We start from the raw sequence: 14,694 nt of genomic DNA on the forward strand, positions 1-14,694 counted from the left end.
GCGCAGAGCACACCATCGGCGCGAGCGCCTTCAGAGCGGTCGTTGATCGGCCAATGCGAGAGCAGCGCCCTCGTGCGACTGGCATCGGGTGCTCCGCGCAGCGAAATAAAGGAGGAGCGAAGCGGGGGACATTCGCGGAGCAGAGCACGCCGTCGGCGTGATTGCGCCCTGAACAAAGGCGCATCACGCACGACAAGAGACGTATCGAAGGCAGTGCCGAGTCGGGCGAGTTACTGCCCCGGCGCCCCCAAAGGCTTGCCGTTGAGCTTCAGCGTGCCTTCGCTGTACTCGACCTGCGCCGTGACGTCATCGCCATCGCGCTTGACGAAGCCCTTTTCCTCGCCCTGTTCGACCAGGCCCGCCACCATTTCCGGCGGCGGCGTCTGGCCACTTTCGGCGCCCGTTTCAGCCAGCTTTTCGAGCCACTTCATCGGCAACCGCGCGTTCGCCTTCAGCACGCCACGCTTCAGCAGCAGCGCCGTGCCCGGGGCTTGCAGGTCTTCGTCGGTCACGCCCGTCAGGCCCGCGGTGTAGCTGATCTCGGCGCGCTTGCCGTCCACTTCCACCAGCATCTTGTCCACGCCGAATTCGGGGCTGTACTTTGCCATCGCCTTCAGGTCGGGCATCAGTTGCTCCGTCAGCGCCTTGATCGCCGCTTGCGAGGCCTTGCTGCCGCCCTTGCCGCAGCCGTTGGCGGCGCTCGACTGCAGCCAGGCATCGGCCAGCTTCCTGTAGCCATCGGCGTGGATGCGGCGCGCGCCGCTGCTCATCTCGAACTTGTCGATCTTGGTCTGGCCGATCTTGCCGCTGCCCTTCACGGTGCCGCCCGAGTCGTACAGGCCGTCCTTGATGCTCGCCTCGCCGATCAGGTCGATGCCTTGCAGCAGCACCGTCGGCAGGGCCTTGTGCTCGCCGCCCGAGGCGCCGCCGAGGCCCTTGGGCGCCGCGAACTCGATGCTGTCGATGCGGCCTTCGGTCTTGCCGGTGGCCAGGATCCAGCCGGCGCTCTTGTTCATGTCGGACTTGGCGGTGAGCTTGCCCATCTTCATGGTCACGCCGCTGCGGGTGTCGACGAAGTCCAGGCCCGGCATGGTCAGGTCGTAGCGCACCTGGGTGCGTGCACCGTTCATTTCCATGCGGGCTTGCGCGCCTTGCCAGTTGAGGTCGCCCTTGTCTTTTTCGGACACCTTGATGGGCGCGACCGTCAGGTCGGAGGTGAAGGAGCCGCTGAAGGCCACCTTGGTGTGCGCCGTCAGGGGCTTGGCCTTGCCGAACAGCTTTTCGACGTTGGCCTGGGTCTTGGCATCGAGCACCAGCTCGCTGTCGATGGTGGCCGCGGCGAGCGATCCGCCGGCCAGCGGGCCGTGGTGGATGGTGTCGCGCAGGGTGATGCGGAAAGGCTTGAGCGGCGTGCTGTCGGCTTGCGCCTCGGTGTCTTCGTCGGCGTCGGCCTCGGCTTCTTCGCCTTCCGCGGGCTTGGCCGCGGGTGCTGGGGTGGGTGCTGGCGTGGCCGATGCCACGGCGTCGGCGGCGCAGCCGATTTCCAGCGTCACGGTGCTCACGGCACCCAGGAAGCCGCGGTCGTAGTTGCGCTCGACCACGCGCACCAGCGCCGTCTGCTTCGGCAGTTCGTCGAAGGCGGTGTCGTAGCGCGACTTGACCTGCGAACCTGCCCACCAGGTGCTGCCGCCATACGCGACGGCGATGGCCGCGGCCAGAACTCCCAATACTGCTTTCTTGCTCAAGACTTGCTTTCTTTTCTCGAATGATTGGATGGGCCCGCGCCGCACATGGGCATTGGCGGGCCTGCGTCGTCCCCTCCGACAACGCCGCGCGATGCTAACGGAGTCGGCCGGCACGGCCACGGCGTGCCCGCGCGTTCGAGTTCTCTATACAATCGCGCGCCTGTTCCGGCAGCCATGTCTCATCCAGATGGAAAAGATGTGACTTCCGGTACGGGGCGCCGCACGTTTTTGGTGGGCTTTCGGGGGTATAACCCCGGGGTTCGCCAACCGCGAGCACCCCGACAACGTGGAACCCGCCCGGTCTGAAAGCCGCAAATGGTTCCCATGGGAGGAGACACCCAGTGAAAGCGCGTTCCAGTTCGTTCAAGGAGCCAGTCACCGTGAAGAAACCCGCCGCAAAGGCCACGCCAGCAACCAAGCCCGCCGCAAAAAAGGCGCCGGCTGCGAAGGCTGTACCCGCGGCGAAAAAGGTTTCCGCCACCGCACATGGCCCTGCCGCGAAGGAGAAAAGCGCGCCATCCAAAAAGCCCGCAGCACCACCGGCCAAGGCCGCGACCGCTGCGAAGAAACCCGTCAAGCCTGCGGCCAAGACCGCGGCAGCCGCGGGTCCATCGTCATCCAAACCTGTCGGCCGCCCTGCTGCCGTTCCTTCTGCCCCCCCGATCCCCATGAAAAAAACGGCTGCCGCCTCCTCTTCCGCCCCGGCGACACCCTCGATGCCCGTTCAGTCCATCACGCCCGCACCCGCTGCACGTGGTGGCCGTGTGTCCCGGCTGTCGCAACTGACCGTCCCTTCGATGCCGCAATCGGTGGCATCGACCGCCGCCAAGTCCAGCTTCTCGCAGGCACCTTCCAACGCGCTGGTGCCACCGCCGCCGCTGGCCGTCAAGAAAGACCCGAAGCTGGTCAACAACTGGAAGGCCAAGACCGCCGCCGAGCTGAGCGATGCAGAAGTCATTGCCATGCCCGACGACGAGTACATGAACGAAAAGCAGCTGGCGTTCTTCCGCCTGAAGCTGGTGGAGCTGAAGCGCGGCATCCTGGAAAACGCCGGCGAAACCACCGAGCACCTGCGTGAAGACACCGTGGTCGTGCCCGATCCGGCCGACCGCGCCACCATCGAGGAAGAGCACGCGCTCGAACTGCGCACGCGCGACCGTGAGCGCAAGCTGCTCAAGAAGATCGAGCAATCGATCCAGCGCATCGACGCCGGCGACTACGGCTACTGCGACGAAACCGGCGAGCCCATCGGCGTCGGCCGCCTGCTGGCCCGCCCGACGGCCACGCTGTCGCTCGAAGCGCAACAGCGCCGCGAACTCAAGCAGAAAATGTTCGGGGATTGATCGGCGGCAAGGTAGAGAGAAGAAACCTGCCCGCCCGATAGTCTTTCACCGCATGGCAAAGGAAGAATCGGGCCGCCTTTTTTCCAAGGTGGCCAAGTTTGTCCGCAATCCCCTGAAGGATTGGTCGGAGCTGGATGCCCCTTCCTCGGACTCCTCGCTGCCCGACCAGGCCTACAGCCGGGAGATGCTCAAGGAAATGATCGAGCGGCGCCAGCGCAACGATTTCGTGCGCCGGCGCGAGTTCGACATGCTGCGCAAGCTTCGCCAGCGCGAAGCCGCCGCGCATGCGTTCGACCCGACGGTCACGCCGTCTTCGTTCAACCTCAACAGCTCTTCCGAAAAGCCGGAAGGCCGCGCGCTCACGCTCAAGAAGATCGACGAGATCGAGCAGCAGATGTCGCAGCAGTGGTGGAAGGGGCGGGGGCCGAACGGCGAGACGCTGGTCAACCCGCCGCCGGATGCCGGCGCCGAGACCCTGCCACCCGTGCACACCGACGAGCTGCTCGAAGAGCCGGCTGCCGAGCGCGCGCCCGCAGCGGCCGCCGCGCCGGGCGCTGCGGCTGTTGCTGCCAGTGCTGCGGCACCAACGGGCAGCCCAGCCGTTGCCGCCAGTGGCGTGCCGCTGCTGTCGTCCCGGCTCGCGCACGACGGCGCGCTCGAAGAGGCGGTGATCCGCTTCGCGCATGGCGACGACGCCGGTGCCGAGGCCACCCTGCTGCAGGCCCTGGCCTCCGAGGGCGCCACGGCGCCCGAAGGCACGAGCGACCCCGCGGCCGAACGTGACGACAACCGCTGGCGTGCCCTGTTCGACCTGTACCGCGCCACCGGCGACGCCGCCAAGTTCGCGGCCGCCCGCATGCGCTACGCGGCGCGCATGAAGCGCATGGGCCCCGACTGGGTGTCGCTCGAAGAACTGGCCCGCAGCGTGAAGGCGGTCACCGCCAGCGAAGACGCGGGAGCCGCGGCCGAAGGCGGCAGCGCCGACTGGGCCAGCCCTGCGCGGCTGGCGCGCGAAGGCCTGATGGGCCTCACGCGCGCACTGTCGCAGGCCGGTTCGGTCTGGACTCTGGACTGGCGCGGCCTGACCGCCATCGAAGCCGATGCCGCCGCGCCGCTGCGCGTGCTGTTCGCGCACTGGGCCGATTCGCCGGTGCAACTGCGCTTCATGGGCACGGCGCAACTGCTTGCGGTGCTGTCTGAAGCCGCGCCCAACAACGACCGGAGCACCGACGACATCTGGTGGCAGCTGCACCTGGCGGCGCTGCGCATGATGCATCTGCCAGACGATTTTGAATTGGTGGCGCTCAACTACTGCATCACCTACGAGGTGTCGCCGCCTTCCTGGCAAGACCCGAAGGGCGAGTGCACTTCGCTGGCCGCGCCGCCGCCGGCCAGCCGGCACAGCTCGGTGTGGTCGCTGCTGTCCGTCGGTGGCGATTCCGAGAGCTTTCCGTCCACCGACAGCGGCTTTGCCGCGCTGGCGGGCGACCTGCGCGGCGATTCGCTGTCGTGCTGGCAGCGGCTGGACAACGACCTGCGCCACACGGCGGCGCCCGTCATTTCGTGCGCGGCGCTGGTGCGCATGGACCTCACCGCCGCCGGCACACTGCTGAGCTGGGTGCGCGCGCGCGACGCCAACGGCGAGCGGGTGCAGTTCGTCGATGCGCACCGCCTGATGGCCGCGCTGTTCAACCTCATCGGCATTGCCGACCACGCAACGGTAGCTGTTCGCAAGAACTGAAACCGGCTGGAACCCGGCTTTGCCCGGGGCTTGCATTGCCACCGCCCATCCCCAGATGGCTTCGATGGAACAGTTTCACGGCACCACCATCGTGAGCGTGCGCCGCAAGACCCCCCAAGGCGATCAGGTCGCCATTGGCGGGGACGGGCAGGTCACTCTCGGCAATATCGTCATCAAAGGCACGGCGCGCAAAGTGCGCCGGCTCTATCACGGCAAGGTGCTGGCCGGCTTTGCCGGCGCCACCGCCGACGCCTTCACGCTCTTCGAGCGCTTCGAGGCCAAGCTCGAAAAGCACCAGGGGCACCTGACCCGCGCGGCGGTCGAGCTCACCAAAGACTGGCGCACCGACCGCGTGCTGCGCAAGCTCGAAGCCATGCTGGCCGTGGCCGATGCCACCACCTCTCTCATCATCACCGGCAACGGCGACGTGCTGGAACCCGAAGACGGCGTCATTGCCATCGGTTCGGGCGGCGCCTATGCGCAGTCGGCGGCCAAGGCGCTGATTGACAACACCGACCTTTCGGCCGAGCAGATCGTGCGCAAATCGCTGGCGATCGCCGGAGAAATCTGCATTTACACGAACATGAACCACACGGTGGAAGCGCTCTGACCATGTCCATGACCCCCCAGGAGATCGTCTCCGAGCTCGACAACCACATCGTCGGCCAGCCCGCCGCCAAGCGCGCCGTGGCCATTGCCCTGCGCAACCGCTGGCGCCGCCAGCAGGTCGAGGAAAAGCTGCGCGGCGAGATCACGCCCAAGAACATCCTCATGATCGGCCCCACGGGCGTGGGCAAGACCGAGATTGCCCGCCGCCTTGCGCGGCTGGCCGACGCGCCTTTCATCAAGGTCGAGGCCACCAAGTTCACCGAAGTGGGCTACGTGGGCAAGGACGTCGATTCGATCATTCGCGACCTGGCGGAAATTGCCGTCAAGCAGACCCGCGAAGCCGAGAGCGTGAAGGTGCGTGCCCGCGCCGAAGACGCGGCCGAAGAGCGCATCCTCGACGTGCTGCTGCCGCCCGCGCGCGGCGCCGATGGCAGCACCACCGCCGCACTCGAAGGCCCCAATCCCACGCGCCAGGCCTTCCGCAAGAAGCTGCGCGAGCACCAGCTCGACGACAAGGAAATCGAGCTCGACCTTGCCGAAACCCGCACCCCGCTGGAGATCATGGGCCCCGCCGGCATGGAAGAAATGACCGAGCAATTGCGCGGCATGTTCGGCCAGATGGGCGGCGGCAAGCGCAAGACCCGCAAGCTCAAGATCGCCGAGGCGATGCGCCTGCTGATCGACGAAGAGGCGTCCAAGCTGGTCAACGAGGACGAGATCCGCGCGCAGGCCATTACCAATGCCGAGCAGAACGGCATCGTCTTCATCGACGAGATCGACAAGGTCGCCACGCGCAGCGAAGCGCAGGGCTCCGACGTGTCGCGCCAGGGCGTGCAGCGCGACCTGCTGCCGCTGGTCGAGGGCACGGCCGTGACCACCAAGTACGGCGTGGTGCGCACCGACCACATGCTGTTCATTGCGAGCGGCGCGTTCCACCTGAGCAAGCCGAGCGACCTGATTCCCGAACTGCAGGGGCGCTTTCCGATTCGCGTGGAGCTGCAGTCGCTCTCGGTGTCGGACTTCGAAAGCATCCTCACGCAGACCCGCGCGTCGCTGGTGAAGCAGTACCAGGCGCTGCTGGCCACCGAGGGCGTGACGCTCGAATTCATGCCCGACGGCGTGACCCGGCTGGCCAGCATTGCCTTCGAAGTGAACGAGCGCACCGAGAACATCGGCGCACGCCGTTTGTCGACCGTGATGGAGCGCTTGCTGGATGAGGTAAGCTTCGACGCGACACGCCTTGAAGGGCAATCGATCCGCATCGATGCCGCCTATGTCGACCAGCGCCTTGCGGCACTAAGTCACGACGAAGACCTTTCGCGCTTCATTCTCTGAAGCCGCTTCTTATTCCCCCTGTAACGGGGGAATGCTTCACGCTTTACTTTCACTGCGTGAGCTAAGTGCTTCATTTTCAACGAAATTCACCGATTCCGAGGTTTTGGAATCGGCGCTAAGTCGTTGATTCCATTACAAAAAATACCACCAACGGCCAGTTGCGTCCCAAGTGTTTCCTGCTACAGTGCAAAAAAGTGCAGTTAAGTGGGAAAAAGTGCGAGTAGTGCCTCTTTCGGGTGCTGCAGCATCTCCCAACACAGGGGTTTCGTGGTCGTGTTTCAAGGCGCTTCATCGCTCAGTCTGGATGCCAAGGGGCGGCTCTCAGTGCCGACCCGGCACCGCGACGTCCTGAGCGCCACGGCGGGCGGCCAGCTCACGATCACCAAGCATCCGCACGGATGCCTGATGGTGTTCCCTCGTCCCGAATGGGAAAAGTTTCGCGAGCGCATTGCCGCGCTGCCGATGTCGGCGCAGTGGTGGAAGCGCGTGTTCCTGGGCAACGCCATGGACGTCGAGATGGACGGCACGGGCCGCATCCTGGTGTCGCCCGAGCTGCGCGCCGCCACCGGCATCGCGCGCGACACGCTGCTGCTGGGCATGGGCAACCACTTCGAACTCTGGGACAAGGCCACCTACGAGGCCAAGGAGGCCGAGGCCACCCAGGGCGAAATGCCCGATGTGTTTCAGGACTTCGCGTTCTGAGGATTCACGTGAACACCCCATGGACCCATACGACCGTCTTGCTGAACGAAGCGGTGGAAGCCCTTCTTTCAGGCAGTGCGGCGGCCGCAGGCACCTACGTGGACGCGACCTTCGGGCGCGGAGGACACGCGCGCGCGATCCTCGCGAGGCTGGCACCGGAAGGCAGGCTGATCGCATTCGACAAGGATGCGGAAGCGGTGGCCGAAGCAGCGCGCATCTCGGATGCGCGTTTTTCTATCCGGCACCAGGGATTCCGCTCGCTGGGCGAGCTGCCCGATGCCAGCGTGGCCGGCGTGCTGATGGACCTGGGCGTGAGTTCGCCGCAGATCGACAACCCGGTGCGCGGCTTCAGTTTTCGATTCGACGGCCCGCTCGACATGCGCATGGACACCACGCGCGGCGAGAGCGTGGCCGAATGGCTGGCAACAGCCGAACTTCAGCAGATTGCAGAGGTGATCCGTGACTATGGCGAAGAACGGTTTGCTGTTCAGATTGCAAAGGCGATTGTTGCTCGCCGACAAGAACGGGGCCCAATTTCAACCACCACCGAACTGGCCGAGCTCGTGGCTGGCACGGTCAAAACCCGCGAGCAGGGCCAGAACCCTGCAACGCGCACATTTCAGGCTTTTCGGATTTTCATCAACGCCGAGCTTGAAGAGCTGCAACAGGCGCTAGAGGCGAGTCTTTCCGTGCTGCAGCCCGGCGGTCGGCTCGCGGTGATCAGCTTCCATTCGCTGGAAGACCGCATCGTGAAGCAGTTCATTGCCAAGCACTCGAAGGAGGTCTACGACCGCCGCGCGCCCTTTGCCGCCCCCAAGGTGATGAAGCTCAACGCGCTCGAGCGCATCAAGCCATCGCAGGCCGAGGTGAGCGGAAACCCGCGCTCGCGCAGCGCCATTCTTCGCGTCGCGGAACGCACCAAGGCCAACTAGCCATGGCCCGCCTCAACCTGCTCCTGCTGCTGGCCGTCATTGCGACGGCCCTGTACCTTGTGCACACGCAGTACCTGTCGCGCCAGCTCTACACCGAGCTCGACCGCGTGCAGCAGGAAGCCCGCCGGCTCGAAACCGACCACGACCGGCTGCAGGTCGAAAAGCGCGGCCAGGCCACGCCGCTGCGTGTCGAGAAGCTCGCCAAGGAGCAGCTGCAGATGCGCACTACCACGCCGGCCATCACGCAGTACGTGCGTCCCGACGGCACGGTGATTCCGGCCGTGGCGCCGTTGCCACCGGTGACGCCGCCCAACAAGCCCGCCACCACCGCGAGGGCCGCACGATGAGCCGCGGCAACCGCAGCGTGCGCTACACCACCAGCCCCTTGCTCGCGAGCAAGACGCCGGTGTGGCGCAGCAAGTTCATCGTGGCCGGCATCGCGCTGGGCTTCGTCATGCTGGCGGGGCGGGCCGCGTACGTGCAGGTCTTCAACAACAGCTTCTTCCAGCGGCAGGGCGAAGTGCGCTTTGCGCGCACGCTGGAGCTGCCAGCCAACCGCGGCCGCATCCTCGACCGCAACGGGCTCATTCTTGCGTCGAGCGTGGTGGCGCCCAGCATCTGGGCCATTCCCGAAGACATCGAGCGCGACGACCCCGAAGTGCGGGCCAAGCTCAAGCAGGTGGCCAAGCTGCTCGAGATGTCGCAGAAAGACTTCGACAAGAAACTCCAGGACGAAGACAAGACCTTCGTCTGGATCAAGCGCCAGGTCGATGAACCCATCGCCAAGCAGATTGCCGCGATGAACCTCAAGGGCATCTACCAGCGCAAGGAATACAAGCGCCAGTACCCCGAGGGCGAGGCCGCCGCGCACGTGGTGGGCTTTACCAACGTCGAGGACAACGGCCAGGAAGGCATCGAGCTCGCGTTCAACAAGGACCTGGCCGGCAAGGCCGGGTCGCGCCGCGTCATCAAGGACCGCCTGGGCCGTGTGGTCGAGGGCGTGGGCGACATCGTGCCGCCGCTCGACGGCAAGGACATCCAGCTCAGCGTCGACAGCAAGGTGCAGTTCTTCGCCTACCAGAAGCTGCGCGACGCCGTGACCGCGCGCAAGGCCAAGGCCGGCAGCGTGGTGGTGCTCGACGCCATCACCGGCGAAGTGCTGGCGCTGGCCAACTACCCGAGCTACGTGCCCGACAAGCGCCAGAACCTGACCGGCGAGCAGCTGCGCAACCGCGCGCTCACCGACACCTTCGAGCCCGGCTCGACCATGAAGCCGATCACTGTCGGCATGGCCCTCGAGGCCGGCCGCGTGAAGCCCTCGACCCTGATCGAAACCGGCCCCGGCCGGTTCCAGATCGGTGGCTTCACCATCAGCGACACGCACAACTACGGCACGCTGACAGTCGAGGGCGTGATCCAGAAGTCGAGCAACGTCGGCGCGCTCAAGATCGCCCAGAAGATGACCCCGCACGAGATGTGGGACACCTACACCGCGCTCGGCTACGGCCAGAAGCCGCAGATCCAGTTCCCCGGCGCGGTCACCGGACGGCTGCGTCCGTGGAAGACCTGGAAGCCGGTCGAGCAGGCCACCATGGCCTACGGCTACGGCCTGTCGGCGTCGCTGTTCCAGATGGCGCATTCGTACACCTCGTTCGCGCACGACGGCTCGATCATTCCGGTCACCATCCTGAAGAATTCCGAGCCGCCGGTCGGCGTGCGGGTGTTCTCGCCGTCCAACGCGCTGGCGGTGCGCAAGATGCTGCAGATGGCCGCCGGCCCCGGCGGCACCGGCACGCGCGCGCAGACGGTCGGCTACTCGGTCGGCGGCAAGTCGGGCACCGCCCACAAGCAGGTCGGCAAGGGCTACGCCAGCAACAAGTACCGCGCCTGGTTCACCGGCATGGCGCCCATCGAGAAGACGCGGATCATCGTCGCCGTGATGATCGACGAGCCCAGCGACGGCCAGTACTACGGTGGTCTTGCCGCGGCTCCCGTGTTCAGTGAAGTCGTGCAGCAGACGCTGCGCATGATGAACGTTGCGCCCGATCTGGCGGTCAAACCGCTGGTGCTGACGCAAGACGTCCCCGAGAGCTTCTGAACATGCTGACATTCACCTCTCCCCAACTGGCCGCGTTCTGGCTGAAGGAACGCGTGCAGGGTGCGCTGCATGCCGACAGCCGCGCCGTGGGCGCGGGCGATGCCTTCATCGCCTGGCCCGGTGCCGCGACCGACGGGCGCAAGCATGTGGCGGCCGCGCTGGCGCAGGGCGCCGTGGCCTGTCTGGTCGAGCACGAGGGCGTCGAGGCCTTCGGCTTCGATGGCGATGAACGCATCGTGAGCTACCCCGGCCTGAAGGCCGCCACCGGCCCCATCGCCTCGGCCTTCTACGACAACCCTTCGGCCCTGCTCGACGTGCTGGCCGTGACCGGCACCAACGGCAAGACCTCCACCGCATGGTGGCTGGCCGAGTCGCTCGGCACGCTGCGGGCGGCGGGTGGCGTGCGCGCCATGCGGCCCGACGGCACCGTGGAGCGCGGCGCACCGTCGCCTTGCGCCGTCATGGGCACGCTGGGCATCGGCGTGCCGCCCGAGTTGACCTACACCGGCCTGACCACACCCGACCCGGTGATGATGCAGCGCGAATTGCGCGCCCTGGTCGTCAACGGCTTCGGCGCCTGTGCCATCGAGGCCTCGTCGATCGGCATTGCCGAGCGACGGCTCGACGGCGCGCGCATCGCCGTGGCCGTGTTCACCAATTTCACGCAGGACCACCTCGACTACCACGGCAGCATGGACGCCTACTGGCAGGCCAAGGCCGAGCTGTTCCGCTGGCCCGGCCTGCGCGCGGCGGTCATCAACATCGACGACGTGCATGGCGCCAGCCTGTGCGCCAACCTGGTCGATGCCGGCATCGGCGCGCTCGATGTCTGGACTGTGTCGGCCGAAGGCCATCCGGCGCGGCTGATGGCGCGCGACGTCGGCTACGACGCGCAGGGCCTGCAGTTCTCGGTGGCCGAGCACGGCACCGCGACGGTCGAAAAGCTGTCGACCGGCCTGATCGGCCAGTACAACGTGGCCAACCTGCTGGGCGTGCTCGGTACCCTGCGCGCCCTGGGCCTGACGCTGGCGCAAGCCGTGGCCGCCTGCGGCAACCTGACCAGCGTGCCGGGCCGCATGGAGCGCGTCGCCCTGGGCGATGCCGCCGGCGTGCCGCTCGCCGTGGTCGACTACGCCCACACGCCCGATGCGCTCGACAAGGCGCTCATCGGCCTGCGTCCGCTGGTGCAGCAGCGCGGTGGCGCGCTCTGGTGCCTGTTTGGCTGCGGCGGCGAACGCGACCCGATCAAGCGCCCGATGATGGCCGCCGTGGCCGAGCGCCAGGCCGACCGCGTGGTCGTGACCAGCGACAACCCGCGCAGCGAAAAGCCCGACGCGATCATTGCCCAGGTGCTGCGCGGTTTCTCGCGGCCCGAAGTGGCCCAGGTGCAGCCCGACCGCGCGGCCGCCATTGCCGACGTGCTCGCGCAAGCCGCGCCGCAAGACGTGGTGCTGATCGCCGGCAAGGGCCACGAGGCCTGGCAGGAAATTGCCGGCCAGCGCATTCCGTTTTCCGACAAGAGCCATGCGCTGGACGCGCTGGCGAAGCGAGGTGCCGCATGAGCGATACGACGCCGCTCGACCTCACGCTCGCGCAAGTGCAGCAATGGATTCCAGGCTCGCGCCTGGTGGGTGACGCATCGACCGTCATCGCCCGCGTTCACACCGACACCCGCACGCTTGCGCCCGGCGACCTGTTCGTCGCATTGAAGGGCGAGCGCTTCGACGCCAACGATTTCCTGGCCCAGGCCAGGGAGCATGGCGCCGTGGCCGCCATTGCCCACCACGGCCTCGAGGCCGCGGGCCTTGCGGGCCTCGAAGTGCCCGACTCGCTGGCCGCGCTCGGCGCGCTTGGCGCGGGCTGGCGCGCGCAGTTCGAACTGCCGCTCATTGCCGTCACCGGCAGCAATGGCAAGACCACCGTCACGCAGATGATCGCGGCCGTGTTGTTCGCCTCCCGCGCCGAACGCGCGCTGGCGACGGCGGGCAATTTCAACAACGAGATCGGCGTGCCGCTCACGCTGCTGCGCCTGCGTGCGTGCCACCAGCGCGCCGTGGTCGAGTTGGGCATGAACCATCCGGGCGAGATTGCACGGCTGGCGGCCATTTCGTGCCCGACCATCGCGCTGGTCAACAACGCGCAGCGCGAGCACCAGGAATTCATGGCCACCGTCGAGGCGGTGGCCGTCGAAAACGCCGCCGTGTTCGCGGTGCTGCCCGACGGCGGCACGGCCGTGTTCCCGCATGGCGACACCTTCACCTCGCTGTGGACCGACATGGCCCGCGATGGCGGCAGCCGCCGCTGCATGACCTTCGGCGAAGCCGAGGGCGCCGACATTTCGCTCGACAGCGCCGAATGGAAGCAGGGCGCCTGGGCCGTGCGCATCCGCACGCCGCTGGGTGCCTTCGACGCGCGCCTGCACATCGCGGGCCGCCACAACGTGGGCAATGCACTGGCCGCCACCGCCTGCGCGCTCGCGGCTGGCGTTTCCATCGAGACCATTGCCGCCGGCCTCTCGGCCTTCGAGCCGGTCAAGGGCCGCTCCAAGGCCAGCGAAGTCGTGCTGCCCGACGGCCACGCGATCACGCTGGTCGACGACAGCTACAACGCCAACCCCGATTCCGTGCTCGCCGCCATCGACGTGCTCGCCGCCTTGCCGGGCCCACGCCTGCTGGCGCTTGGCGAAATGGCCGAGGTGGGCAACCGCTCGCCCGAGTTCCATGCCGAAGTCGGCGAACGGGCGCGCCAGCGCGGCATCGAGACCGTCTACACCATCGGCACCGCGACGGCCCACACCGTCGCAGCTTTCAACGGCGAAGCCAACGGCCGCCATTTCGATGCATTCGACGCGCTCAGCGCGGCGGTGCTCGCCCGCTTGCCGCAGGTCGGCAGCGTGCTCGTCAAGGGATCGCGCTCCATGAAGATGGAGCGGCTGGTGCAGGCCATTGCTGCCCAGGCGAAAACACAACAAAAGGAGGCCGGTCATGACGCATGAGCCGCGCAAAACAACATGCTGATGAGCCTGGCCCAATGGCTGCAAACCCTGTCGCCCGAATTCGGGTTCTTGCGCGTTTTCCAGTACCTCACGTTCCGCGCGCTGATGGCGGCGCTGACGGCGCTCGTGGTCGGCCTCGTGGCCGGTCCGTACGTGATCCGTCGCCTTGCCGCGCTCAAGATCGGCCAGCCGATCCGCGGCTACGGCATGGAAACGCACCTGACCAAGAGCGGCACGCCCACCATGGGCGGCGTGCTGGTGCTGTTCTCGATCGCCTTCGCCACGCTGCTGTGGTTCGATATTTCGAACCGCTTCGTGTGGATCGTGCTGTGGGTCACCATGGGCTTCGGCGCCATCGGCTGGGTCGACGACTGGCGCAAGGTGGTCCGCAAGGACCCGGAAGGCATGCGTTCGCGCGAGAAGTATTTCTGGCAATCGGTGGTCGGCCTGCTGGCCGGCTTCTACCTGCTGTTCAGCATTTCCGAAAGCTCCAACTGGCGCGTGCTGCAGCTGTTCTTCGCGTGGGTGCAGTCGGGCTTCGACCTCGACTTTCCGCCCAAGATCAACCTGCTGGTGCCCTTCTTCAAGGAAGTGAGCTACCCGCTCGGCGGCATCGGCTTCGTGATCCTCACGTACCTCGTGATCGTGGGTGCGAGCAACGCCGTGAACCTCACCGACGGGCTCGATGGCCTGGCGATCATGCCGGTGGTGATGGTGGGCTCGGCGCTGGGCGTGTTCGCCTACGTCACAGGCAGCGCGGTGTATTCCAAGTACCTGCTGTTCCCCAACATCCCGGGCTCGGGCGAGCTGCTAGTGTTCTGCTCGGCCATGGCCGGCGCGGGCCTGGCGTTTCTGTGGTTCAACACCCATCCGGCGCAGGTCTTCATGGGCGACGTGGGCGCGCTGGCGCTGGGCGGCGCGCTGGGCACCATCGCGGTCATCGTGCGCCAGGAAATCGTGTTCTTCATCATGGGCGGCATCTTCGTGGTCGAGGCGATCTCGGTGATGGCGCAGGTCATGTACTTCAAGTACACCAAGAAGCGCTACGGCGAAGGCCGCCGCGTGCTCAAGATGGCACCGCTGCACCACCACTTCGAGAAGAGTGGCTGGCGCGAGACGCAGGTCGTGGTGCGCTTCTGGATCATCACGATGCTGCTGTGCCTCGTGGGCCTTTCCACGCTGAAGCTGCGCTGA

At 66.6% G+C, this 14,694-nt stretch carries 12 protein-coding genes; 11 read left to right on the forward strand and 1 reads right to left on the reverse strand.

Annotated elements, in window-relative coordinates; all coding sequences use genetic code 11:
• Window positions 1-230: 230 nt before the first annotated feature.
• Window positions 231-1,745, reverse strand: coding sequence for a YdgA family protein (locus tag DBV14_RS14990; RefSeq protein ID WP_260397042.1), 1,515 nt, complete (start codon window positions 1,743-1,745; stop codon window positions 231-233).
• 380 nt (window positions 1,746-2,125) lie between these two features.
• On the opposite strand from DBV14_RS14990, the gene dksA reads away from it, so the two are divergent.
• From dksA to mraY, 11 genes are all read left to right on the forward strand, one after another.
• The gene (gene dksA / locus DBV14_RS14995) at window positions 2,126-3,088 is read left to right on the forward strand and encodes an RNA polymerase-binding protein DksA (RefSeq protein WP_260397043.1); all 963 of its coding nucleotides are present in this window, start codon (window positions 2,126-2,128) and stop codon (window positions 3,086-3,088) included.
• Window positions 3,089-3,140: 52 nt separating this feature from the next.
• On the forward strand, window positions 3,141-4,829 hold the full coding sequence (locus DBV14_RS15000) for an STAS domain-containing protein (RefSeq protein WP_124459957.1): 1,689 nt from the start codon (window positions 3,141-3,143) through the stop codon (window positions 4,827-4,829).
• Between the two features lie 64 nt (window positions 4,830-4,893).
• Entirely contained in the window at window positions 4,894-5,439 is a 546-nt protein-coding gene (gene hslV / locus DBV14_RS15005; RefSeq protein WP_042578379.1) for an ATP-dependent protease subunit HslV, read from the forward strand.
• Window positions 5,440-5,441: 2 nt separating this feature from the next.
• Entirely contained in the window at window positions 5,442-6,773 is a 1,332-nt protein-coding gene (gene hslU / locus DBV14_RS15010; RefSeq protein WP_124459958.1) for an ATP-dependent protease ATPase subunit HslU, read from the forward strand.
• Between the two features lie 273 nt (window positions 6,774-7,046).
• Complete coding sequence (gene mraZ, locus DBV14_RS15015; protein WP_013539433.1) at window positions 7,047-7,475, forward strand: division/cell wall cluster transcriptional repressor MraZ; 429 nt, start codon at window positions 7,047-7,049, stop codon at window positions 7,473-7,475.
• Window positions 7,476-7,483: 8 nt separating this feature from the next.
• Complete coding sequence (gene rsmH, locus DBV14_RS15020) at window positions 7,484-8,407, forward strand: 16S rRNA (cytosine(1402)-N(4))-methyltransferase RsmH (protein WP_124459959.1); 924 nt, start codon at window positions 7,484-7,486, stop codon at window positions 8,405-8,407.
• A gap of 2 nt (window positions 8,408-8,409) precedes the next feature.
• The gene (gene ftsL, locus DBV14_RS15025) at window positions 8,410-8,754 is read left to right on the forward strand and encodes a cell division protein FtsL (RefSeq protein ID WP_124459960.1); all 345 of its coding nucleotides are present in this window, start codon (window positions 8,410-8,412) and stop codon (window positions 8,752-8,754) included.
• Window positions 8,751-10,505, forward strand: a complete 1,755-nt coding sequence (locus tag DBV14_RS15030) for a penicillin-binding protein 2 (RefSeq protein WP_124459961.1) — start codon at window positions 8,751-8,753, stop codon at window positions 10,503-10,505. The genes ftsL and DBV14_RS15030 overlap by 4 nt, the downstream gene beginning before the upstream one ends.
• Window positions 10,506-10,507: 2 nt before the next feature.
• Window positions 10,508-12,067 carry a UDP-N-acetylmuramoyl-L-alanyl-D-glutamate--2,6-diaminopimelate ligase gene (locus tag DBV14_RS15035; protein WP_124459962.1) on the forward strand — a complete coding sequence of 520 codons (1,560 nt, stop codon included), beginning with the start codon at window positions 10,508-10,510 and terminating at the stop codon, window positions 12,065-12,067.
• Window positions 12,064-13,500 (forward strand): UDP-N-acetylmuramoyl-tripeptide--D-alanyl-D-alanine ligase, encoded by a 1,437-nt coding sequence (gene murF, locus DBV14_RS15040; RefSeq protein ID WP_124459963.1) that lies wholly within the window; start codon window positions 12,064-12,066, stop codon window positions 13,498-13,500. Before DBV14_RS15035 ends, murF begins: the two co-directional genes overlap by 4 nt.
• A gap of 15 nt (window positions 13,501-13,515) precedes the next feature.
• On the forward strand, window positions 13,516-14,694 hold the full coding sequence (gene mraY / locus DBV14_RS15045) for a phospho-N-acetylmuramoyl-pentapeptide-transferase (protein WP_124459964.1): 1,179 nt from the start codon (window positions 13,516-13,518) through the stop codon (window positions 14,692-14,694).

This window comes from Variovorax sp. KBW07, from assembly GCF_003852515.1.
Taxonomy (GTDB): Bacteria; Pseudomonadota; Gammaproteobacteria; order Burkholderiales; family Burkholderiaceae_C; genus Variovorax.